Genomic DNA, 20565 nt, shown 5'->3' with positions numbered 1-20565 from the left:
TTTCCGGAGCGGACGGGAACGGACGGGAACGGACGGGAACGGATGCGGTCGCGGTCGCGGTCTACCCAGGTAGGACCGCGACCGCATCGTCAACTCATCGCCCAGCCGGAGTGACCTGCGTCACACTCCGACCTTGCGCTTGGCCCGCCGCCCGGCGGCCGGGGTGGGGTCGGCGTTCCAGGCGGCGACGGGGTTGCCGAGCCAGCGGGTGGTGCCCGGGACGTTCTCGCCGCGCATGACCAGGGAGGCGGGGCCGACGGTGGTGCCGGCGCCGAGGGAGGAGTTGAGCAGGACGATGGAGTGCGGGCCGGTGGTGGAGCCGGGGCCGAGGTGGACGGGGCCCAGGCGCATGACCCGGTCGTGGAAGAGGTGGGTCTGCAGGACGGTGCCGCGGTTGACGCTGGCGCCGGCCTCGACGGTGACGAGGTCGCTCTCGGGCAGCCAGTGGGTCTCGCACCACACGCCGCGCCCGATGTGGGCGCCGAGGCTGCGCAGCCAGGCGTTGAGGTAGGGCGTGCCGGTGATGCTGGAGCCGCCGAAGGGCATGGCGAGTTCCTCGACGAAGCTGTCGTAGAGCTCGTTGCGCCACACGAAGGTGGACCACAGGGGGTGTTCGGCGACGCGGAAGCGCCCGACGAGGAGCCACTTGGCGGCGGTGGTGACCAGGCAGGCGACGACGGCGGCGCCGATGAGGACGAGGCCGGCGGCGGCCAGGGCGCGCGGGAGGCCGTAGTCGTCGCGCAGTTCCTGGAGGGTGGCGAGGACGAGGTCGCCGAGGAGGGCGGCGAGGACGATGGGCAGCAGGCGGCACAGCTCGACGCCGGCGCGGGCCCACATCAGGCGCCGGGGCGGGTTGTAGGTGCGGGCGTCGCCGCCGGCGGCCGCGACGCGCGGCAGGGCGAAGGCGGGACGGCCGAGCCAGGAGGAGCCTTCGGGGGCGTTGACGGGGGTGTCGGACAGGACGCCGACGAGGGAGTTGTCGGGCAGTCGGCGGCCGGGGCCGACGATGCCGGAGTTGCCGACGAAGGAGCGGCGCCCGACGTGCGAGGGGCCGATGTGCAGCCAGCCGGCGCGCAGCTCGTAGGGGGCGACGAGGGTGTCGTCGGCGAGGAAGGCGCCGTCGTCGACGCGCATCAGGCCGGGCAGGGCCAGGACGGTGGAGGCTTCGACGCGGCGGCCGACCTTGGCGCCGAGCAGGCGCAGCCACACCGGGGTGAAGAGGCTGGCGTAGAAGGGGAAGAGGGTGCGCCGGGCGGTGTCGCTGAGCCGGGTGACGGCCCAGGCGCAGAAGGCGACGCGGCCGTGGGCGGGGTGGAAGCCGGGGCGCAGCGGGATGGACAGGAGGCGGACCGTGGTCGCTATCAGCGTGGCGTGGCACACCAGGGTGAGGGCGGCCAGCGGGATGGTGGCGGGCAGGAGTTGGAGGAGGGCCGCGGTGAGGGTGCGGTCGGTGTCGACCATCGTGAAGACGATGGCGAGCGCGGGGAGGGCGGCGATGATCGGCAGGAGGCCGAAGACGGTCAGGCCGACGCCGTAGGCGAGGTTCCAGAAGTGGGAGCGGGGGGTGGCGGCGGCTGCGGGCCAGGTGGTGCGGGCCTCGGTGGAGGGCCGGGCCGGGGAGCCGTGCCAGTGTTCGCCGGCGGGTACGGCGCCGGTGACGCAGGAGCCGGGGGCGATGTCGGCGCCGGCGCCGATGCGGGCGCCGGGCATGAGGGTGGAGCGGCCGCCGATGCGGGCGCCGTCGCCGATGTCGATGTGGCCCAGGTGGAGGGTGTCGCCGTCGAGCCACCAGCCGGCGATGTCGGCTTCGGGTTCGACGGTGGCGCCGGCGCCGATGCGGGCGAGGCCGGTGACGGGGGGCAGGGTGTGCAGGAGGACGCCGGCGCCGATGCGGCAGCCGAGCGCGCGGGCGTAGCGCAGGGCCCAGGGGGTGCCGGCGAGGGCGCCGACGCCGAAGAGGGTGACGGCGCGTTCGGCGGCCCACAGTCGCAGGTGGGCCTGGCCGCCGCGGGGGTGGCTGCCGGGGCGCAGGCCGGCGGTGAGCAGGCGGGCGGTGCCGGCGGCGAGGAGGGTGCGGCCGGGGGCGCTGTAGAAGAGGAGGAGGCCGGCGGCGACGGGCCACCAGGAGCTGTGCGGGGCCCAGCTGAGGTGGTTGCCGATGAGGTTGTCGAAGGCGGTGAGGGCGAGGATCCAGCGCAGTCCGGAGATGCCGAAGACGCCGAGCAGGATGAGGGTCTGCCACAGGCCGGCGCTGGCGGGGGTGCGGCGCACGGTGCGGACGGGGGCGGGGGTGGGGGTGCGCGCGGCGCCGCCGGTATGAGGGGGGCCGGCGAGGTTGTCGAGGTAGTCGGCGAGGTCGCCGAGGACGGGGTGGGCGTAGAGGTCGGCGACGGAGACGCCGGGGTGGCGGGTGCGCAGTTCGGAGACGAGGCGGGCGGCGGTGAGGCTGGAGCCGCCGAGGGCGAAGAAGTCGTCGCCGTGGCCGGGGGCCATGCCGAGCATGCTCTCCCAGCGGCCGGCGAGCCAGCCGGCGGTGCCGTCCAGGGGGGCGGCGGTGCCGGGGGTGGCGGTGCCGGTGGTGGCGAGCGGCCAGGGCAGGGCGTTGCGGTCGACCTTGCCGGAGGTGCGGGTGGGCAGGGAGTCGACGAGGGCGAGGACGGGCACGAGCGGGGCGGGCAGGCGTTCGAGCAGGTGCTGGCGGGCGGCGGTGAGGTCGGGGGTGGTGCCGGGCTGGGCGACGAGGTAGCCGACCAGCAGGTCGGCGCCGGCGGGGCTCTTGCGGACGGCGGCGGCCGCGGCGCGGATGCCGGGCAGGGCCTGGAGGGCGGCGTCGATCTCGCCGAGTTCGATGCGCCGGCCGCCGAGTTTGATCTGGTCGTCGGCGCGGCCGACGAAGACGAGGCCTTCGGGGTCGTTGCGCACGAGGTCGCCGCTGCGGTAGACGCGCGGGGAGGCGAGGGCGGGGTGGGCGCTGAACTTCTCGGCGTCCTTGGCGGGGTCGAGGTAGCGGGCGGTGCCGATGCCGGTGATGAGGAGTTCGCCGGTCTCGTACCAGGGGACGGGGTGGCCGGCGGCGTCGACGACGGCGATCTCCCAGCCGTCCAGGGGGGTGCCGATGCGTACGGGCTGGCCGGGGAGCATGCGGGCGGCGGTGGCGACGACGGTGGTCTCGGTGGGGCCGTAGGTGTTCCAGAACTCGCGGCCGGGGGTGGCGAGGCGCTCGACGAGTTCGGCGGGGCAGGCCTCGCCGCCGACGATGATCAGGCGCACGGCGTCCAGGCACTCCTGCGGCCACAGGGCGAGCAGGGTGGGGACGGTGGAGATGGCGGTGATGCGGCGCTCGACGAGCCAGGGGCCGAGGTCGGTGCCGGCCTTGACGAGGGAGCGGGGGGCGGGCACCAGGCAGGCGCCGTGGCGCCAGGCCAGCCACATCTCCTCGCAGGAGGCGTCGAAGGCCACCGACAGGCCGGCCAGGACGCGGTCGCCGGGGCCGAGCGGCTGCTGCTGGAGGAAGAGGCGGGCCTCGGCGTCGACGAAGGCGGCGGCGGAGCGGTGGGTGACGGCGACGCCCTTGGGGCGGCCGGTGGTGCCGGAGGTGAAGATGATCCACGCGTCGTCGGCGGGGGTGGGCCAGGCGGGGTTGCCGCGGGGCTCGGCCCCGGAGCCGGGGGCGAGCCGGCGTTCGGCGCCGAGGACGGCGCACACCTGGGCGTCCTGCCAGATCATGTCGGCGCGCTCGTCGGGGTCGTCGGCGTCGACGGGCACGTAGGCGGCGCCGCAGCGCAGCACGGCCAGGATGGCGACGTACAGGTCGGCGGTGCCGGAGGGGATGCGCACGCCGACCCGGTCTCCGGTGCCGATGCCGTGCCCGGCGAGGACGCCGGCGAGGGTGTCGACCTCGTGCATGAGGGCGCGGTAGTCGAGTACGGCGGTGCCGGTGTCCAGCGCGGGTGCGTGCGGGTGGGCGTCGGCGGTGGCGGTGACGATGTCGAGCAGGCTGCGGGGGTGCGCGGGCCGGACGGCCGGCCAACCGGCGGCGTGGGCGGGCCCGGGACGGTTCAGCGTTCCCGGTCCTGCCATGTCCTGGCGTGCGTCCATAAGGAGTGTCCTCGGCTGGGAGTAGTCATAAGGATGAATGCGGGGAGTCACCTTGCGTGGTGCCTCACTCACCATGACTCGACTGGGAGCCCGCTGGATGCCGTGAAGGTGGAGTCAAAGGAACTTTTCATTTTCGGCGACATATGGGGGCATCAGGGAACGATTCGAAAGTCATTTCGGGGTTTTTCGATCGCTTTCGGTGGCGAAGGGTAATCGCCGGAGGCAGGAGGCATATGACGGGAAGGCGAAGAGTGGTCTACGCCATAGCGGCGGGGACGCTACCGGTAGTGAAAGCGGACCCACCAAATCTGGAGGTTTAGCGATGATGGTGGCCGGATCCCGCCGGTGGCTGGCCGGGGGCGGGGGCGGCGCTTCCGGTAGCCCGACCGGCGGCGCGGAGGGCAGTGCGGAGGGCGGCACGGGGCTCGTCTGGTACGCGGCGTACGGGTCGAACCTGCACGCCGCCCGGCTCGCCTGCTACCTGCGCGGCGGCCGCCCCGACGGCGGCGCGCGCACCTACCCCGGCTGCCGCGACCGCCGCCCGCCGCGCCGGGACGTGGCCACGGTGCTGCCCGGCACGCTGTACTTCGCGCGGGAGTCGGCGGTGTGGGGCGGCGGCAGCGGCTACTACGACCCGGACGCGTCGGGCGAACTTCCCTGTCGCATCTACTTGGTGACGGTCAGTCAGTTCAGCGACATCGCCGCCCAGGAGATGCACCGTTCCCCCGGCGCCGACCTCGACCTCACCCGCGCCCTCGCGCACGGACGCGACCGACTCGGGCCCGGCCGGTACGAGACGCTGGTGCACGCGGGCGCACTGGACGGGCACCCGCTGCTGACCTTCACCGCCTCCGAAGGCGTGGCCGGCGCCGAACTCAACCCGCCCTCGGCGCCCTATCTGCGCACCCTGGCCGCCGGCCTGGCCGAGTCCCACGGCTGGAGCGCGCGCCGCTGCGCCGACTACCTGGCCTCCCGCCCGGGCGCCGCCGGGCACTGGAACGCGGCGGACGTCCTGGCCGTACTGGGCGGTGGTCTGGACCTTTAGGCGTTGTTCACCCCGTGGTGACCGTACGGTGACAACTACGTGGGTTCCGGCCACATCAGGCAAAGGAAGCGCCAGGCCACCGCACGGGTGAACCGGCGCTTCCCGCCGGCGGGTGGCGGCGGATGGCGGCGGCCACCCGGCGGCTTCGTCAAAGGCGGTTTTAAGATCGCGCCCTTCAGCTTGAGCGTTGGCCGTGGAGGAGGAGGGGGACGGCGCGGTTGGCGAGGGCTTCGGCGGCGCGGGCCGCTTGGGCGGGGGCCATGACGTCCGGGAGTTCGTGGGCGGGAACGAAGCGGGCGCCGAACAGGCCACTGCGGTGCCGGGGCGGGACGGTCAGGCGGGCGGCGGCGTGCTCGGTGACGGTCCCGCCGTCGAAGACCAGGTTGAGGCGCTCCAGGTGGCGGTCGGCCGGGGTGAAGTCGACCGCGAGGACGTCGGCGAGACGCAGGTTGAGCCCTGTCTCCGCGTGCAGGTTGCGGGCGGCGGCGAGGTGCGGGGGCTCGTTGGGCTGGGCGGCGCCGCCCGGCAGGATCAGGCCGTCCATGTAGTCCGGGTCGACGAGGAGGACGTCGCCGCGCGGGTTGCGGACGAGGACGAGGCAGCCGAGCCGGCACACCGGCGGCTTGGCGAGCAGACGGGGGTCGCGCATCGGGTAGTTCACCTTCTGAGGGCGGCGAGGAGCAGGAGGGAGAAGCCCGCCCACCAGAGCAGGCGGACCAGGAGTTCAGCCGTCATGCGTCAGGCGCTCGTAGCGCAGCCCCTTGCGCAGCAGGTCCACGACCCGCAGGAGTGCGGACGGGCGGGCGCAGCCGAGGCCGATGAGGTAGCAGCCCGTCCTGCGGCCGTACTCCCAATCCACCTCGACGGAGGGCAACTTCACCCCGCCCAGGGCGAGGACGGCCGTCAGGTCATCCAGGACGTCGGCCGCCTGCCGCCGCTGGTCGGCCGTGGCCCGGTAGACCTTCTCCCCCATCACCCCCCCACCTGCCGCCGAACCTCGAACCCCCGCCACGCGCTGAAGGCAGCGGAGAAGGAGGAGAAGGAGGCCAGCTCACCCGAGGCACCGCTGCGCAGCCACTCCCCCGTCGTCTCGTTCCGCACCCGGTAACACCGGCCCTCCGGGTCCCAGCGGACCCCGTAGCCGTGGAGCCGGGGCACTTGGACATCGCCCATGGGAGTAACCTTCCGCGATCAGAATTTCACGTTCTGTGCACATGGTGGCTCTGTGTCGCCTAGCATCGGAAGTGGCAGACGACTTGACCTCGGTGGTCTGGAGAGTTGGAGCAGCCATGGTGAACATCAAGGAAATTGACCCGCAGTCATCTCCCTGGGCTCCGTTCGGGGTCCAACTCCGCAGGTCACGCAGGGCGATGGGGCTCAAGCAGGAACAGCTCGCGCGCAAGATCGGAGTCCACCCGTCCTACGTCTCGTTCGTCGAACTTGCGCAGCGACCGCCGAGTGAGAAGTTTGCTACCAAGGCCGACGAGGTCCTGCAGACCGGCGGGACCCTGCTGCTGATGTACTGGCAGCTCAAGCACACTGCCCTGGTCCCGGGCTTCCCCGAGTACGCCAACTACGAGAACCGTGCCGCCGAGGTCAGGCTGTTCTCGATCGACATCGTGTCTGGCCTGCTGCAAACCCCGGCCTACGCCAGCGCTTGGGAAGCGGGCAACGTCCGGCGTGGCAACGCCACCCCCGAGCAGGCCGAGGAGCGAGTGAACTTCCTCATGACGCGCCAGCAATTCCTGAACCGCACCCCTCCGCCTCTCCTTCATGCGGTTCTCGACGAGAGTTGCCTGCGTCGGACTGTCGGAGGAACAGAGGTGATGATCGAACAACTGCGGCACCTCGATGAGTTGGCCGCAAACCCGAACATCCTCCTCCAGGTAGCCCCGTATTCTTTGGGTGAGGACCGGCCTTTCAGCTCACACGTGACGTTGCTGACCATGCCGGACCGCAAACTGCTCGGATACACAGAAACCGAGCTGCGCGGGTACCTCGACCGCGATATCAACGCTGTCCTTCCGCTAGCCAGGGACTACGATCGGCTGCAGATCGGGGCACTGAATCAGGCCGCATCCGTGAAGATGATCCGTGCGGTACGGAAGGACTATGAGGATGGACGTTGACCTGGCTAGCGCCGGCTGGCGTAAAAGCACGTACAGCGGCGGGCAGAACGGCTGCGTCGAGGTCGCCGACGGCTTCACCGGCCTCATGCCCGTCCGCGACTCCAAGGACCCCGAGGGCCCGGCCCTTCTCTTCTCCTCCGCCGCCTGGCAGGCCTTCGTCACCGCCACCCGTACCGGCGAGTTCGACTCCAACTAGGCCTATCTGACGCCGGAGTGGGAAGTCATCCCCACCGACTTCCCACTCCACCCACAGGAGGCAACCGCGATGGACACCACCTGGCGCAAGAGTTCGCACAGCGGCAGTGGCGGTCAGTGCATCGAGGTCGCCGACGGCTTCACCGGCGTGCAGCCCGTCCGCGACTCCAAGGACCCCGACGGGCCCGCCCTCCTCTTCCCCTCCCCCGCCTGGCAGGCCTTCGTCACCGCCGTCCGCGCCGACGAGTTCGACGCCCGGTAGACCCGCCTCTCGGCGAACTGACCCGTGGCCTGCGGAGGAGGAAGCCGACTGCGGCGTGGACCCGGCCGTTCTCCAGCCGGATCCACGCGGCCTTCTCGATCGGCTCGGGCATCGTGTGCGCCCTCGTCAGGGCGCGACGGGCGCGCCGGCGACGCGGCGTTCGCCGCCGTTGCGCTCGCGCCACGCACGGTAGACGTCGATGGCCGCGTCGCTGGGCCGGTAGCGCATCGGCAGCCGGCGCTCGTCCCAGTTCTTGGCGAACTCGGTGTAGAAGGTGGCGAGTTCGAAGTACTTGCGGTCGTCGACGTAGTGCGGTTCGTAGTCGTCGCGGGTGGTGAGGAAGACGACCTCGTCGGGGCTGCAGTAGTAGAGCGAGCCCAGGCACATCGGGCAGGGGTGGGCGAGGACGTAGATGGTGGTGCCGGTCAGGTGCTCGGTGCCGAGCCTCGTGCAGGCGTCGCGGATGGCGAGGATCTCGGCGTGCGCGGTGGGGTCGCCGGTCTGGGCGACCTTGTTCGGACTCTCGGCGAGGATCTCGCCGTCCTTGACGATGACGGTGGCGAACGGGCGCCCGCCTTCGGCGACGTTGCGGCGGGCGAGGTCGATGGTGTGCTGGGCGAAGTCCACGGTGGCGGTTCCTTGCTGGTCGGGGGTGGGACGGCGGGCCGGGGGACCCGTCGGTCCGCCCCGGCCCGCACGGGATCAGAACGGCTTGGTGGGCAGGTACTTGCCGTCCAGGGTGATGACGGCGCGGTGGCCGCCCTCGGGGTCCTCGACGGTCTTGACGTCGAGCTTGAAGTTGATGGCGCTGATGATGCCGTCGCCGAGCTGCTCGTGGACCAGGGCCTTGAGGGTGGTGCCGTAGACCTGGAGCATCTCGTAGAAGCGGTAGATGGTCGGGTCGGTGGGGATGCCGCCGGGGATGCTGCCGCGCAGCGGGATGGTCTGGAGCAGCCGGGCCGCGTCCTCGTCCAGGCCCAGGAGCTCGGTGACGGCCTTGGCCGCGTCGGCGGGCAGGGCGTGCTGGCCGAGCAGGGCGGCGGTGACGAAGGCGACGGACAGGCCGGTCGTGTCGGCGAGCTCCTGCCAGGTGAGGTCCTTGCGGGTCTTGGCGTCGACGACCTCCAGGGCGAGCTGCTGACGGGCGGTCTGGTCGAACTGCGCGTGCACCATGGGATGGGCCTTTCGGGGATGGGTCCGGGGCGGGTGCCCGGACCTGGTCTGGGGATGGTGGGAGGGAGTGGTCGGGGGGGGACGGGGTGGTCAGCCCGCCAGGGCGACGAACCGTCCGCTGTCGGTGTCGAGCGTCTCGGCGGAGCCGGATCCGATGTCGTAGACCCAGCCGTGCAGGGTCACCCTGCCCTGCACCAGGGCCTTGGCCACCGACGGGTGGGTCTTCAGGTTGGCCAGCTGGGCGAGGACGTTGTCCTTCACCAGGGCGGCGACCCGCTCCGCGCCGGCCGGGTGCTCGGCCGCGTCGGTGCGGGCCTTGGCGACGTCCGCGTGGTGCAGCCAGGTGGCGACGGCGGGCAGGCCGGTGAGGTCGCCACCGGAGGCGAGGGCGGTCATCGCGCCGCACGCGGAGTGCCCGCAGACGATCACGTCCGTGACCCCGAGCACGCCGACCGCGTACTCGATGCTCGCTGCGACACCGTCCGCGCCCCGGGTGTACGGGGGCACGAGGTTGCCGGCGGTGCGGATGACGAACAGCTCGCCCGGATCGGTCTGGGTGATCAGCTCCGGCACGACCCGGGCATCCGAGCAGCCGATGAACAGCACGGTCGGCTGATGGGTGGTGGCGAGCCTCTTGAACAGTGCCGCCCGGGTCGGGAACACGTCCCGGCTGAACCGCTGGAAACCCTGCGCCATCTCGTTCATGAGGTCACTCCTTCTTCGACGACCGTGGTGCCTGCCGATGACCTCAACGATGCATGACCTGGTCCTATAGTGTCCAAGACGCGGTAACCATCATTGCCATCAGCGCTGCCTATAGTTGGCTCATGGAACTGCGCCACCTCCGGTACCTGCTCGCCGTGGCCGAGCACGCCAACTTCACCCGCGCCGCCGAAGCCCTGCACGTCTCGCAGCCGACCCTCTCGCAGCAGATCAAGCAGCTGGAGAGCTCGCTGCACGTGCAGCTCCTCGACCGCTCCGGGCGCACCGTGCGCCTCACCGACGCCGGCCAGGCCTACGCCCACTACGCGCGCCGGGCCCTGCGCGACCTCGCGGCGGCCGAGCGCGCGGTGCGGGACGTCAAGGACCTCTCACGCGGCACCCTGCGCCTGGCCGTGACCCCGACCTTCACCGCCTACCTGACCGGGCCGCTCATCGGGGACTTCCACGCGCGCCACCCCGGGATCAGCCTGGACGTCCGCGAGATGGCACAGGAACGCATCGAGTCCGAGCTGGCCGCCGACCAGCTCGACCTCGGCATCGCCTTCGGCGGAGCGCACCTGCCGGCCATCACCGCCACCACCCTGTTCACCGAGCACCTCGGCCTCGTCGTCGCCTCCGACCACCCGTACGCGGCCCACCCGGGCCCGCTCCCGGTCCGCGAGCTGGGCGACCAGCAACTCGCCCTGCTCAGCGGCGACTTCGCGACCCGGCAGCACATCGACCGGTTCCTCTCCGACCACCGGGTCCGGCCGCGGATCGCCGTCGAGGCCAATTCCGTCAGCGCGCTCGTCGCGATCGTCCAACGCACCGGCCTCGCCACCGTGCTACCCGACGCCACCACCCGCGAACACCCCCACCTGCGCTCCATCCCGGTCGACCCGCCGCTCCCCTCGCGCGCCGTCGCCCTGCTCCGCCGGGACACCGCCTACCAGAGCGCCGCCGCCCGCTCCTTCGGCGACCTCGCCCGACACCGGGCCCACACCTTCGACTACACGCCCGACGGCCCGGCCTGAAGCGGGTCGCGCCCCGCGGCCCCGCCCGGGAGAGGACCACCCCGACGACCGCGGAGTGGGAAGTCGGCCCGGCCGACTTCCCACTCCGCCCGCCCGCGCCCTGCGCACCGGCGGGCCCGGTCACGCACTCAGGACGAGCCTTCACCACGGATCAGCCGCAGCGCCGGCCCTGCACGCCCGGCCACCCGCCCGGCCCTCGGCCGCTGGGCTTCCCGCTGGGCTTCCCGCTCGGCCTCCTGTTCGGCCACCAGGTCCGCCGACACGCGGGCGCCCAACGCCCGCAGCTCGGCCTTGCGCTCCTCGTCGGCCTCCTCGTCGCCCGGGTAGGCGGCCACGTACTTGACGCCGTGCTCGTCCTCCCAGGCGTAGCTGCGGTACTGCGTCGTCACCTCGTCCGCCACAGGGAACCTCCGTTCCTCGTCTTCGGGGTGACCCACCGTAGGCGACCGACCTGCACCGGGAAAGGGGCCGTGGCGCCCGCACCGCACGCCCCGTCACGCGGCTGACGGGCCGCTTGCCGCCCTCGGACCTCGGGCCACGCCCCCCTCACGGGCCCTCCGTCACCGACGGCCGTTCCCCCGATCGAGGGAAGCGGCGCCCGTCCGTGCGCTCACTCCGGGCCGAACCGAGACACTGGGGCCATGAGGATCTGGAACGGACCCGTCCTGGGCGTGGTGGCACTGGCCGCCGCCGCCATGCCGAGCCTGCTCGCCACGGTGCCGGCACAGGCACAGGCCACCGGTCCGGCGGTGGCCGCCCACTCCGCCGAGCGCACGTCCCGGCGCGACGTCTACGTGCCGCGCGTTCTCTCCCCTCGCGCGGGGACGGTCTGGCGGGTCGGCGAGCGGGTCGAAGTCACCTGGGACGTCTCGGACCCGCCGGCGCAGATCACCAACCGCACGGGGTCCATCGCCTTGCGCGCGGGCGGCGTCACCCTCCTCGACCGGGTCCTCGCCCGTGACTTCGACATCCTGCTGGGACGGATGGAGGTGACCGTGCCGAACGTCCCCCCTGGAGACGACTACCGGGTCGTCCTGTCCGGTGATTCCGGCAACTGGTCCGAGCCCTTCACGATCACGTCGGACGGACGGGCCGCCCCGCCGCCGGGTGCGCCGGCTACTCGTCGTCGGTGAAACTGACCGAGCCGATGCCGCTCTGGGTGCTCGAACCACCCGACCTGATGGTCTTGATCTCGTCCCGGCAGCCGGCGCCGAGGTAGACGGTCGCCTCCGCGTCGGTGTCGTTGTACAGCTCGGTGACGCGGCGGCCGAGGTCGTAGCACCGGTCGCCCTCGGGGTTCTCCAGCGTGTGCTCCTGGTTGTTGCTGATGTAGGTGAAAGTCCCCTCCGCGGCTTGGGCGTCGGACGGGACTGCGATGCACAGAACCGCAGCGGCACCGACGGTGACCAGCGTCCTTCCGAGGCTCTTCACGGACTCGTCTCCTTTGAACGGCGGGCTTCCTCAGCGCTGCCAGTGTGGCCGTTCGGACACGCGAGGACGCGGGACGTCACTCGAATGGCCCTTCGACGGCGTTTCCCCGCCCCCGAAGAGCGGTGTTGGGCGATAGGAGGGTTCGCCCCCGATTCACCGGCCAACTTCTTTGTGCCATCTGCCAGTACGGCGGCCCGGCGGGGCGGAGGAGACTTTCCGCCACGGCCGCGACCCGGCGGGCGGCACACAGGAGGGGCGGCACGTGGGCGTGCAGCAGTACGACGGGATCGGCGAGGCGTTCGAGGGGTTCAAGTCCCTGCCGTTGATCCGCTACGGGGAGGTGCCGAGCTTCCTGGGCCTGGTCGGGGACGTGGCCGCCAGGTCGGTCCTCGACCTGGCGTGCGGCACCGGCTTCTACAGCAGGGAGTTCAAGCGGCGCGGCGCCACCGACGTCCTCGGCGTCGACATCTCCGTCGAGATGGTCGCCGCCGCGCGCACGATCGAGCGGCGCGACCCGCTGGGTGTGCGCTACGAGGTCGGCGACGTGGCCGAACTGCGGCTCTTCGACCGGAAGTTCGACATCGCACTGGGAGTGCAGTGCCTCAACTACGCCGAGGACGTCGCGGCGATGGAACGGATGTGCCGCAACATCCACCGGAGCCTGGTGCCGGGCGGGGAGTTCTTCGTGCTCGCCCAGAAGCCCGACTACCGCTTCGACTGCCCCTCCCTGGACAGGTACGGGTTCCGCTGCGAGCCGACCGGCGAGGAGACCGAGACGGGGCCGCGAGTGCGGATCACGGCCCTCCTCGACCCTCAGCCGATCAGCATCGTGGGCGCGGCCCCGCGCCGCGAGGTCTACGAGGAGTGCCTGCGGGCGGCCGGGTTCGGCGACGCCGAGTGGGTCCCGCTCCAGGTGTCCGAAGCGGGCCTGCGCGAGTTCGGCGAGGACTTCTGGGCCGACCTCCTCGCCAGCCCGCCGCTGGAACTGCTGCGCTGCCGCGCCTGACCGGCCCGGAGCCGTCCGCGCCTCAGCTCCAGTCGAAGGTCAACAGGGCCAGCCGGTCGACGGGTTCGAAGAACAGCATGATCCAGTCGGCGCCGCTGCTGCGGTAGTGCCAGCCGGGCACCGCCGCCACGAACTCGAAGCGGCGGCCGGACGGGCCGACGGGCCAGGTGCGGTCGCCGTCGTAGTCGAGCGGGAACACGTCGGTCTCGATCCAGTTGCCGGCGGAGTCGGCGTAGCCGCCGAGCTGGTCCAGGAGGGCCATCTCGCCGGTGCGGCCGGGGTGCGGCAGACCGTCGTCGCCGAGCAGGACGAGCCGGCCCTCGCGGCGGAAGCTGTCGCGGTGCGCCCGGTAGCTGCGCTCCTGGCGTTCGCAGTGCTCGGCGAGGTCGGTGTGGAACCCGGGCCAGGGGTCGGGGACTTCGTCCGGGCCCGCCGCCCGGGCGAAGTAGCGCAGGTCGCCGGCCAGGCGGAAGCGGTCGCCCTCCATCGTGAAGCCGAGCCAGTTGGGCGCCTGGAGCCCCGTGTGGAAGGCGGAGGTGTGGTCGCCGATGCAGCCCTCCGACGGCTCCAGCGGGCTCAGCAGGTGGATCCACCCGTGCCAGGCGGGATTGACCCGGGCCAGGTCGATCGAGACCAGCGGGTGCAGGTGCCGGGCCAACTCGGCCTGGTCGGCGACGAAGACGTCCGCCGGGTCGGGGTAGATCCGCAGGCCCGCCCCGGCCGTCATGACGTCCTCCCGCACGGCGGTGTCTTCCACGGACATCCGGGCCTCCTTCGGTGACCACGCGTCGGCGGCCGGTCGGCTGACGATCAGCCCCTTCCTACCAGGAGGCTCCGACAATCAGCCCCGGCCCACCGACCGGCTGTCGGTGACGGGTGCTACGTTCCGGTCCTCGTCACAACGGAGGGGAGTTCCCGATGCAGCAGCTGTGGGCGCGGATCGAGGCCGTGCTCGGGCGGATCGCCCCGAAGTTGGCGGCCGCGATGCCGCCAGGCGCCACCGACGGGCAGATCCGGGCGGCGGAGGCCGCGATGGGGGTGGAACTCCCGCCGGACGTCCGGGAGTCCTACCGCTGCCACGACGGCCTGCCGGGGGTCCTGATCGGTTTACACGCCGCGCTCCACTCGCTCGACGCGATGGTGGACGACTGGCGCGAGCGGTCCGCCGACGCCGGGGATCCGCCCTGGGACGAGCTGGAGGAGGACGGCGTGATCCGCCGGGACGTCGCCTGGTCCGCCGGGTGGATCCCCTTCATCTCCATCGGCAACGGCGACGTGATCTGCATCGACCTGGACCCGCCCGCCCCGCAGCGCCGCGGCCAGATCATCGACTGGTCGCACGAGGGCTGGCGGGCCGGCTACGAGGCCGCCGGCCTGCGGGAGTTCCTGGAGGCCTTCGCCGCCGACCTGGAGGCCGACCGCTACCAGGTCGACGAGACGGGCGGCGCGTGGAGCGACGGCGGCCTGCCGCTGGTGATGCTGAAGGACTGAGGACGCGCCCCGTCAGAGCGCCCCGCTCCCCCCGGTCGCCGGATCGGGGCTGCACAGCCAGCCGTTGACGGCGAAGCGGCTGTCCTCGGCCTGCCGGCTCGGGCAGCTCACCGGGCGCACCTCGTGCCAGGCGGTGGGGCGGAAGAACACGATGCTGTCGTGCTCGGGCTCCCAGTCCCGCCAGGTGCGCTTCTCCCACTCCCCCGTCGTCCCGCCGTACAGCGGCAGGGCGGCGTCGAACACGCGCAGTTCGCCGCCGCCGAACGGCCGGGGCGTGCCGTGCAGGTAGTAGACGAAGGTGAGCAGGCGCCGGGGGGAGAACTCGGCGCTGGTGTCCTGGTGCGGCCGGTAGAAGTCGCCGTCGTTGTGCACGTTGAGGGTGTAGTCGGGCTCGGTGTTGCGGCAGGAGACGCCCAGGGTGTGCTCGACCGCCTCCAGCACCTCGTCGATGGCCGCCAGCAGTTCGGGCGCGGCGAACTCCCGGCACGAGCGGGAGCGGCGGAAGTCGGGGGCCAGCTCCCGGTCCCCGATCAGGGAGGGCTGCAACGCCTCGCCTGCGGAGGCGACGGCGACGGCGCGTGCCAGCAGGGCGCCGGCCGTCCGCTCGCCCAGGAGCCCGGTGATGCGGCAGACCGTCACCGGGAGCCGCCAGATCGCGTCCGTGCTCACCGGCGACGGCTGCTCCGCCACGGCGCCCCGCTCCGCCACGGTGTCCGGCCCTGCCATGGTGCTCGGCCCTGCCACGGTGTCCGGCCCTGCCATGGTGCTCGGCCCTGCCGCGGTGTCCGGCCCTGTCATGGTCTCCCGCCCTCTCGTCGTCGCGCGGCCTCGGACGCGCTCACGCCCGGGGCCGCATCGGCCGGTGCCGCACCCGCGCCCCTACCGGCTCCAGTCCACCGGGACCACGTCCTGCTTGAGCCCGCGGTCGCTGCACACGGCACACGGGTTGCCCGGGACGCCGGGGCCCTGGTCGGTTCCGATGGTGATGGCCCCGTGGGCGCCGGCCGGGGCGTGGACGCCGTCGCCGACCATCGCGGCCTCGTAGCCGCCCAGCAGTTCCTGGAGGGTGCCGGGGCCCAGGTTCTCGGGGGCGGTGATCGCGGCGATGCCGTCGTAGTCGGTGTAGGCCGCGCCCAGCGTCCGGCCGCCCACGGTGGCGAACACGATCCGGGCGCCGCGGATGGGCTCCCCGGTCACCGCGTCGGAGGCCATCGCGTGGATGTTCTCCAGCTGCATCTGGGTGACGTTCAGGCTCGCCTGACTGGCCGAGAGCCTGGTCGGCTTGAGGCTGGGGCACTCCGACCCGCTGCACGACGGAGCCGACGAGGCGGCCGCGGACGCGGTGACCGCGCTCCCCGCACCCAGCGAGGCCAAGGCCGCGGCCATCACCGCGACGGTCTTGCGACCAACAGAGCTCATGATCCACTCCCGTGGGAACCGCCCGCGCGTGCTCCGCTCCGACGCCCGAGGGCCACGAGGGCCGGGCGCGTGCGGCACGCGACGGGTGCCGCCCCCCATCGGACGACACGGCCGAGCGTAGCCACCGCCCGGCCGGCCCAACCAGCCGACGACCACGAGTTCGCAAGATCTGATGAACAGTCAACGGCGCGGTGACAGCGGCGGTCGCCGCGCACCGGCCGGTGCGCGGCGGGGCCGGCCGCCGCGGGGCGCCGGCCCCTCAGCGGGCCGGGCGCGGCGGGTAGGTGGGCGCCGTCCAGGACGCGTGGGCGTTGAACGTCAGGCCCGCCCGGTCCGAGGGGAGCGTGTGGTCCGGGTCGTTGCGGACGACCTCGATGCGGTGGCTCTCGACGTACAGCGCGGTGAGGTGCAGGCCCGGTGCGGGGGCGCGGACCTCCTGCCGCTCCCGGGTCATGGCGGCGATGAAACGCGTGCTGTCGTAGCCGAGTTCGCGGCTGAGGGAGGCGGCCGCCCTGGCGCCGGAGCCCTCGATCTCGACGCCCGCCTCGAACCCCGCGGACAGGCCGACGGCTTCGCGGCAGGCCTGCGCCTGCGCCTCGTCCACCCCCCACGGGACGGTGGCGCCGACCGTGCCCGGGCCCGGGTCCTCCCGCAGGTCGGTGACCGCGACCCGGGTGTAGAACCGCTTGCGCCGCACCGTGTACGTCGGCGAGTTGCGCAGGATCCACTCCGTGGACGCGCCCCGGTCGAGGACGGCGGTGCACGGGAGGACCACCTCCCGGTCGACGACCGGCTCGGTCCGCTCGGGCACGTCGCCTCCGTCCGTGACGGCCGGGCCCTTCGCCGTCCCCTGCCGGACCTGCCGCATCGGCACGTCCAGCACGTGGACGTCGCCGGGGTCCTCCCCCTCGTAGTCGCCGTCGAAGTAGGAGATCCAGGTCGCGATGCCGGGGGTCAGCAGGCAGCCCGTGCCGCCGGGGATCGTCTCGGGGCGGACGGTCTCGGGGATCTCCAGGCCGCCGCGCCCGCGCCAGGCGCCGAGGGCCACGTAGGGGCGTCCGCCGATCTCCTCCTTCACGCAGCGCAGGTCGCCCTGGGCGACGAAGGCCGCGCCGCCGAGGTCGCGCAGGACGTCACGGGGCCCGTGGACCGTGTCCGAGGACCACAGCGCGCTCAGCGCCCGGTACCCGGGAGGGGCCACCGGCACCAGGCCGCGCAGCACCCCGTCGGAGTCGGTGACCTTGCGCCACTGCTTGGGCTCGGCCAGCGCGGCCGAGCCGGCGGTGCTCCCCCGCACCCAGGTCATCGGGGCGTTGTCGGGGATGACGCTGCACAGGGCGTGGTAGCCCTCGGGAGGTCTGGTCTCGCCGGTGCTGAAGACGAAGGTGAGTTCGCCGAACTGCTGTGGTGCCGAGTAGCTCATATCCGCTCCTCCTGTCGGACGGCTCGCGCTTGCCGGGCGACCGTCCCAGGGCCCGGCCCGGGCTCAGCGGCCCGGGCTCAGCGGCCCGGGCTCAGCGGGCCCGCGGTCACCGGGTAGTGGTCGCTGTAGTCGGTGAAGGCCCGGCCACCCGCCTCCCAGCTCGGCGAGGCGGTCTTCAGGACCTCGCTCGTCCAGGCGTCGCACGGCGGGGCGTGGCCCTTGCGGAGCAGGACGTGGTCCGTGTCCTCGGCGGGGTCGGCCGGGTGGCGGTGCAGGGCGGCGTCGTTGGCGATGGTGTCGAAGGAGTACTTCCAGCCGGTCCGGGGGCCCGCCTCCTGGAGGTTCCCGAAGCCCAGGACGTCCTGGAAGTCGGGCGAGTGGCGGTCGGTGTTGAAGTCCCCGGCGACGATCACCGGCTCGTGCGCCGGGATGCGGCGGTCCGTCAGGAAGACGTCGATGTCGCGCAGCTGGGAGCGGCGCATGATCCTCGCCTGGCCGGTCAGGCAGGCGCCGTCGTCGGACTGCAGGTGGGTGCCCACCACGTGCACGCGCCGGCCGTCGACCTCCAGTACGGCGTAGGCGAAGCCCTTGGCGGCCTCGGCGTCCCAGCCGCAGGCCACCTCGTAGACGTACTGCTCCATCCGCAGGATGGGCCACCTGCTGACGATCGCGACCCCGCCGCGGGCGTGCAGCGGGGAGATCTGCCGGCCGTGCGTGGCGGCCCAGCCCGACTCGTCCACCCCGACCACCGGCGTGCGGTGGCGGTACCCCCGGCCCTCCAGGCCCTGCATCAGTTCCTCGGAGGGGCCGGGGTCGAAGAGTTCCTGGAAGACCAGCACGTCGTGGTCCGCGACGTACGCGGACTCGGCGATCAGCCGCGAGCGCGCCGCGTTGTTCCAGTCGCCCTCGCTCTTCTGCGTCAGCCAGGACAGGAACATCACGTTGTGCGTCAGAACCTTCAAGGCCGTCCTCTCCGAACCGGCGGGCGCGGGGCGCACACACGGCGGAACCGGTCCGGGGCGCCCCGCCCCCCAAGTCAAGGGGTCGGCCCGCGCCCGCCGGCGTCGACGCGCCGGTGCCCCGGCGGACGCCACGGGGCGCGGGGAGGCATCACCGGCTCATGGCAGGACGTGAAGGGGCGTACACGGATGGTGCCGCGCCGGGGCCGTGCCCACCGACGGGGCGTACGGCCGCCGTGGGGAGTCGGCGTGGCCGACTCCCCACGGCGCAGCTGCCGCGAGGTGCGGCCCGGGGCCTGTTACGCGCCGCCGTGGCGGGGGGCGAGCACCCCGCGCAGCGGGACAGCGGCGAGCAGCGCGAGCAGGACGAGCAGGGCGCTCGCCCACAGTGGGCCCAGCGGCCCGGCGCTGGAGCCCAGGGTGGGGGCGGCGACCAGCGGTCCGGTGGCGGCGCCGACGTTGAGGGCCGCGGTCGCGTACGAGCCGGCCATGGTGGGGGCGGCGGCCGCCTCGTAGAGGACCCGGGTGATCAGGGTGGTGCCCAGTGCGAACGACAGCGCGCCCTGCACGAACACCAGGGCCAGCAGCGCGGCCGGCTCCTCGGCCAGGACGGCGAGGGCGGGCCAGCCGGCGAGCAGCAGCGGGCCGCCGGCCGCGAGGAGCAGGCGGGGGCGGTGGTCGGCGAGGCGTCCGGCGGTGGTGACGCCGAGCAGGGAGCCGGCGCCGAAGAGCACCAGGGCGACGGGGATCCAGAGCCGGCCCAGTTCGGCGGTGTCGGTGACGACGGGGGCGAGGAAGGTGAAGCCGGCGAAGGTCGCGGCGTTCACCAGGGCGCCGAGCGCCATGACCAGGAGCAGACGGGGGCGGCGCAGTTGGGCGAGTTCGGTGCGCAGCGCCGGTTCGGCGGTGTCATGCGGGGCGCTGTCGTGTGGGGCGCTGTCGTGTGGGGCGGGTGCGGCCGGGATGCCGCGCAGGAGGCCGGCGGCGGCGGGCAGGCAGAGGGCGGCGACGGCCCAGAAGGTGGCGCGCCAGCCGAGCAGGGTGCCGAGGGCGGCGCCTGCCGGGACGCCGGCGATGGTGGCGAGCGTGGTGCCGGAGAGCAGGACGGCCAGGGCGCGGCCCTTGCGGTCGGGGGCGACCAGGGTGGCGGCGGTGGTCAGGGCGACGGCGAGGAAGCCTGCGCAGGCGAGGGCGGCGGCGACGCGGGTGGCGCACAGGAGCGGGAGGCTGGTGGTGATGGCGCCCGCGGCGTGGGCGGCGGCGAAGGCGAGGAGGAGGCCGAGGAGGCTGGTGCGGGCGGGCCAGGTGCGGGCGAGGGCGGCCATCAGTGGGGCGCCGAGGGCCATTCCGGCGGCGAAGGCGGGGCCGAGCAGGCCGGCCGCCCCGACGCTCACGCCGAGGTCGGCGGCGAGGTCGGGCAGGAGGCCGGCGAGCATGAACTCGGAGGTGCCCATGGCGAAGACGGCCAGGGCGAGGAGGTACAGCGGGAGGGGCATCGGGCGTGTCGGGGACATCTGGGGGCTCCGGAGTGAGGAGATGCGCGGGAGGTCGGCGTCTCGTCACCGCGGTCAGCGCCCGGGGCCTGAGGGCGTGCCCGTCCGGCCGTGGGGTGCGGCGGGAGGGCGGGGTGCGCGGCTCGGGGGTTCAGGGGGCTGACGGCGCGTGACCGAAAGCCCCCACCCTGGATGCCTCGGGGCTCGACATGGTCTGCAGGCTACCGGAGCGGTGCCCGGTGGGGCACGCGGGTTTCGGGCGTCTCCGGAACCGCGCCCGTGCCGCCCGGCGGGTGCGGCCGGGCGGCTCGGGGTGGTCGGGGGCCGGGGTTACGCGGTGGCGGTCGGGAGCTTGGCGGTCAGCGCGGTCGGGACGTTGACCACGTCGGCGAGGCTGTACTTGCCGGGGCCGAAGTCGGCCGCGGTGAGGGCCTTCTTGCCGCCGCCCGCGACCAGCCAGACGGTGGGGCTGTCGGGCGAGAGCAGCAGGGTGCCGTCGGCGGGGGCGCTCTTGGCGGCGGCCGCGCCCAGCCAGGTGCCGGGGACGCCCGTGAGCGGCTGCTTGTCGTAGCCCATGGCGGTGAAGTCGGCGTAGGTCAGGGAGACCGCCAGGCCGCCGGCCATCACGTAGACGGTGGAGTCGGTGCCGGCGGCGTCGGTGAGGACCGTGCCGTTCTTCAGGGGCTTGGCGACGGCGCCCTGCAG

Annotated in this window: 23 protein-coding genes; 8 read left to right on the top strand and 15 right to left on the bottom strand. The window is 73.2% G+C overall.

The window, feature by feature from the left end; translation table 11 throughout:
* Positions 1–120 precede the first annotated feature (120 nt).
* Complete coding sequence (locus AB0O19_RS30035; RefSeq protein ID WP_363624016.1) at positions 121–4098, bottom strand: Pls/PosA family non-ribosomal peptide synthetase; 3978 nt, start codon at positions 4096–4098, stop codon at positions 121–123.
* 322 nt (positions 4099–4420) lie between these two features.
* Here AB0O19_RS30035 and AB0O19_RS30030 point away from each other — a divergent pair, with 322 nt between their 5' ends.
* Entirely contained in the window at positions 4421–5143 is a 723-nt protein-coding gene (locus AB0O19_RS30030; RefSeq protein WP_363624014.1) for a histone deacetylase, read from the top strand.
* A gap of 175 nt (positions 5144–5318) precedes the next feature.
* Here the strand turns inward: AB0O19_RS30030 and AB0O19_RS30025 are convergent, their stop codons facing one another.
* From AB0O19_RS30025 to AB0O19_RS30015, 3 genes are all read right to left on the bottom strand, one after another.
* On the bottom strand, positions 5319–5792 hold the full coding sequence (locus tag AB0O19_RS30025; RefSeq protein ID WP_363624012.1) for an NUDIX domain-containing protein: 474 nt from the start codon (positions 5790–5792) through the stop codon (positions 5319–5321).
* 75 nt (positions 5793–5867) lie between these two features.
* On the bottom strand, positions 5868–6116 hold the full coding sequence (locus AB0O19_RS30020; protein ID WP_363624010.1) for a hypothetical protein: 249 nt from the start codon (positions 6114–6116) through the stop codon (positions 5868–5870).
* A complete protein-coding gene (locus tag AB0O19_RS30015; RefSeq protein WP_363624008.1) occupies positions 6116–6316 on the bottom strand; it encodes a hypothetical protein in 201 nt (66 codons plus the stop codon). Before AB0O19_RS30015 ends, AB0O19_RS30020 begins: the two co-directional genes overlap by 1 nt.
* A gap of 116 nt (positions 6317–6432) precedes the next feature.
* Here AB0O19_RS30015 and AB0O19_RS30010 point away from each other — a divergent pair, with 116 nt between their 5' ends.
* The 3 genes from AB0O19_RS30010 to AB0O19_RS30000 all read left to right on the top strand — a co-directional run bounded on the left by AB0O19_RS30010 (position 6433) and on the right by AB0O19_RS30000 (position 7729).
* Positions 6433–7272, top strand: coding sequence for a helix-turn-helix transcriptional regulator (locus AB0O19_RS30010; protein ID WP_363624006.1), 840 nt, complete (start codon positions 6433–6435; stop codon positions 7270–7272).
* Positions 7256–7468, top strand: a complete 213-nt coding sequence (locus AB0O19_RS30005) for a DUF397 domain-containing protein (RefSeq protein WP_363587809.1) — start codon at positions 7256–7258, stop codon at positions 7466–7468. Before AB0O19_RS30010 ends, AB0O19_RS30005 begins: the two co-directional genes overlap by 17 nt.
* 69 nt (positions 7469–7537) lie before the next feature.
* Positions 7538–7729, top strand: a complete 192-nt coding sequence (locus tag AB0O19_RS30000) for a DUF397 domain-containing protein (RefSeq protein WP_363587811.1) — start codon at positions 7538–7540, stop codon at positions 7727–7729.
* Between the two features lie 126 nt (positions 7730–7855).
* On the opposite strand, the gene AB0O19_RS29995 is transcribed toward AB0O19_RS30000, so the two are convergent.
* The 3 genes from AB0O19_RS29995 to AB0O19_RS29985 all read right to left on the bottom strand — a co-directional run bounded on the left by AB0O19_RS29995 (position 7856) and on the right by AB0O19_RS29985 (position 9607).
* Positions 7856–8356, bottom strand: a complete 501-nt coding sequence (locus AB0O19_RS29995) for a nucleoside deaminase (protein WP_363624003.1) — start codon at positions 8354–8356, stop codon at positions 7856–7858.
* 75 nt (positions 8357–8431) lie between these two features.
* On the bottom strand, positions 8432–8902 hold the full coding sequence (gene cynS / locus AB0O19_RS29990; RefSeq protein ID WP_350881326.1) for a cyanase: 471 nt from the start codon (positions 8900–8902) through the stop codon (positions 8432–8434).
* A 90-nt stretch (positions 8903–8992) separates the two neighbouring features.
* Positions 8993–9607 carry a carbonic anhydrase gene (locus AB0O19_RS29985; protein WP_363624001.1) on the bottom strand — a complete coding sequence of 205 codons (615 nt, stop codon included), beginning with the start codon at positions 9605–9607 and terminating at the stop codon, positions 8993–8995.
* Between the two features lie 122 nt (positions 9608–9729).
* Between AB0O19_RS29985 and cynR the strand changes: the two genes are divergently transcribed.
* Positions 9730–10638, top strand: a complete 909-nt coding sequence (gene cynR / locus AB0O19_RS29980) for a transcriptional regulator CynR (RefSeq protein WP_363623999.1) — start codon at positions 9730–9732, stop codon at positions 10636–10638.
* Between the two features lie 128 nt (positions 10639–10766).
* Here the strand turns inward: cynR and AB0O19_RS29975 are convergent, their stop codons facing one another.
* Complete coding sequence (locus AB0O19_RS29975; RefSeq protein WP_363623997.1) at positions 10767–11039, bottom strand: hypothetical protein; 273 nt, start codon at positions 11037–11039, stop codon at positions 10767–10769.
* A gap of 240 nt (positions 11040–11279) precedes the next feature.
* On the opposite strand from AB0O19_RS29975, the gene AB0O19_RS29970 reads away from it, so the two are divergent.
* Entirely contained in the window at positions 11280–11771 is a 492-nt protein-coding gene (locus tag AB0O19_RS29970; RefSeq protein WP_363623995.1) for a GPI anchored serine-threonine rich family protein, read from the top strand.
* Here the strand turns inward: AB0O19_RS29970 and AB0O19_RS29965 are convergent.
* Entirely contained in the window at positions 11755–12069 is a 315-nt protein-coding gene (locus AB0O19_RS29965) for a hypothetical protein (protein WP_363623993.1), read from the bottom strand. The two genes, AB0O19_RS29970 and AB0O19_RS29965, sit on opposite strands and share 17 nt — an antisense overlap.
* Positions 12070–12331: 262 nt before the next feature.
* Here AB0O19_RS29965 and AB0O19_RS29960 point away from each other — a divergent pair, with 262 nt between their 5' ends.
* Positions 12332–13075 carry a class I SAM-dependent methyltransferase gene (locus tag AB0O19_RS29960; protein WP_363623991.1) on the top strand — a complete coding sequence of 248 codons (744 nt, stop codon included), beginning with the start codon at positions 12332–12334 and terminating at the stop codon, positions 13073–13075.
* A gap of 22 nt (positions 13076–13097) precedes the next feature.
* On the opposite strand, the gene AB0O19_RS29955 is transcribed toward AB0O19_RS29960, so the two are convergent.
* Positions 13098–13838: a hypothetical protein gene (locus AB0O19_RS29955; RefSeq protein WP_363623989.1), complete on the bottom strand. Its 741-nt coding sequence runs from the start codon at positions 13836–13838 to the stop codon at positions 13098–13100.
* 155 nt (positions 13839–13993) lie between these two features.
* Between AB0O19_RS29955 and AB0O19_RS29950 the strand changes: the two genes are divergently transcribed.
* On the top strand, positions 13994–14566 hold the full coding sequence (locus AB0O19_RS29950) for an SMI1/KNR4 family protein (RefSeq protein ID WP_363623987.1): 573 nt from the start codon (positions 13994–13996) through the stop codon (positions 14564–14566).
* Positions 14567–14578: 12 nt separating this feature from the next.
* Here AB0O19_RS29950 and AB0O19_RS29945 read toward each other — a convergent pair whose 3' ends face one another.
* The 5 genes from AB0O19_RS29945 to AB0O19_RS29925 all read right to left on the bottom strand — a co-directional run bounded on the left by AB0O19_RS29945 (position 14579) and on the right by AB0O19_RS29925 (position 19863).
* Entirely contained in the window at positions 14579–15292 is a 714-nt protein-coding gene (locus tag AB0O19_RS29945; RefSeq protein ID WP_363623985.1) for a 2OG-Fe(II) oxygenase, read from the bottom strand.
* A 153-nt stretch (positions 15293–15445) separates the two neighbouring features.
* Entirely contained in the window at positions 15446–15985 is a 540-nt protein-coding gene (locus AB0O19_RS29940; RefSeq protein ID WP_363623983.1) for a hypothetical protein, read from the bottom strand.
* A 259-nt stretch (positions 15986–16244) separates the two neighbouring features.
* Positions 16245–17408, bottom strand: a complete 1164-nt coding sequence (locus AB0O19_RS29935) for a hypothetical protein (protein WP_363623981.1) — start codon at positions 17406–17408, stop codon at positions 16245–16247.
* 77 nt (positions 17409–17485) lie between these two features.
* The gene (locus AB0O19_RS29930; RefSeq protein ID WP_363623979.1) at positions 17486–18370 is read right to left on the bottom strand and encodes a sphingomyelin phosphodiesterase; all 885 of its coding nucleotides are present in this window, start codon (positions 18368–18370) and stop codon (positions 17486–17488) included.
* A gap of 296 nt (positions 18371–18666) precedes the next feature.
* Positions 18667–19863: a Cmx/CmrA family chloramphenicol efflux MFS transporter gene (locus AB0O19_RS29925; protein WP_363624090.1), complete on the bottom strand. Its 1197-nt coding sequence runs from the start codon at positions 19861–19863 to the stop codon at positions 18667–18669.
* Between the last annotated feature and the right edge of the window lie 702 nt (positions 19864–20565).

The sequence above is a fragment of the Kitasatospora sp. NPDC091276 genome (assembly GCF_040684355.1).
In the GTDB taxonomy this organism is placed as follows: Bacteria; Actinomycetota; Actinomycetes; order Streptomycetales; family Streptomycetaceae; genus Kitasatospora.
This window is presented reverse-complemented; position numbering and strand designations above follow the sequence as displayed.

Coding starts and splice junctions, on each gene's coding strand:
- AB0O19_RS30035 (WP_363624016.1), bottom strand. CDS start 4,098: ATGGACGCACGCCAGGACATGGCAGGACCGGGAACGCTGAACCGTCCC.
- AB0O19_RS30030 (WP_363624014.1), top strand. CDS start 4,421: ATGATGGTGGCCGGATCCCGCCGGTGGCTGGCCGGGGGCGGGGGCGGC.
- AB0O19_RS30025 (WP_363624012.1), bottom strand. CDS start 5,792: ATGCGCGACCCCCGTCTGCTCGCCAAGCCGCCGGTGTGCCGGCTCGGC.
- AB0O19_RS30020 (WP_363624010.1), bottom strand. CDS start 6,116: ATGGGGGAGAAGGTCTACCGGGCCACGGCCGACCAGCGGCGGCAGGCG.
- AB0O19_RS30015 (WP_363624008.1), bottom strand. CDS start 6,316: ATGGGCGATGTCCAAGTGCCCCGGCTCCACGGCTACGGGGTCCGCTGG.
- AB0O19_RS30010 (WP_363624006.1), top strand. CDS start 6,433: ATGGTGAACATCAAGGAAATTGACCCGCAGTCATCTCCCTGGGCTCCG.
- AB0O19_RS30005 (WP_363587809.1), top strand. CDS start 7,256: ATGAGGATGGACGTTGACCTGGCTAGCGCCGGCTGGCGTAAAAGCACG.
- AB0O19_RS30000 (WP_363587811.1), top strand. CDS start 7,538: ATGGACACCACCTGGCGCAAGAGTTCGCACAGCGGCAGTGGCGGTCAG.
- cynS (WP_350881326.1), bottom strand. CDS start 8,902: ATGGTGCACGCGCAGTTCGACCAGACCGCCCGTCAGCAGCTCGCCCTG.
- AB0O19_RS29985 (WP_363624001.1), bottom strand. CDS start 9,607: ATGAACGAGATGGCGCAGGGTTTCCAGCGGTTCAGCCGGGACGTGTTC.
- cynR (WP_363623999.1), top strand. CDS start 9,730: ATGGAACTGCGCCACCTCCGGTACCTGCTCGCCGTGGCCGAGCACGCC.
- AB0O19_RS29970 (WP_363623995.1), top strand. CDS start 11,280: ATGAGGATCTGGAACGGACCCGTCCTGGGCGTGGTGGCACTGGCCGCC.
- AB0O19_RS29955 (WP_363623989.1), bottom strand. CDS start 13,838: ATGTCCGTGGAAGACACCGCCGTGCGGGAGGACGTCATGACGGCCGGG.
- AB0O19_RS29950 (WP_363623987.1), top strand. CDS start 13,994: ATGCAGCAGCTGTGGGCGCGGATCGAGGCCGTGCTCGGGCGGATCGCC.
- AB0O19_RS29945 (WP_363623985.1), bottom strand. CDS start 15,292: ATGGCAGGGCCGGACACCGTGGCGGAGCGGGGCGCCGTGGCGGAGCAG.
- AB0O19_RS29940 (WP_363623983.1), bottom strand. CDS start 15,985: ATGAGCTCTGTTGGTCGCAAGACCGTCGCGGTGATGGCCGCGGCCTTG.
- AB0O19_RS29935 (WP_363623981.1), bottom strand. CDS start 17,408: ATGAGCTACTCGGCACCACAGCAGTTCGGCGAACTCACCTTCGTCTTC.
- AB0O19_RS29925 (WP_363624090.1), bottom strand. CDS start 19,863: ATGCCCCTCCCGCTGTACCTCCTCGCCCTGGCCGTCTTCGCCATGGGC.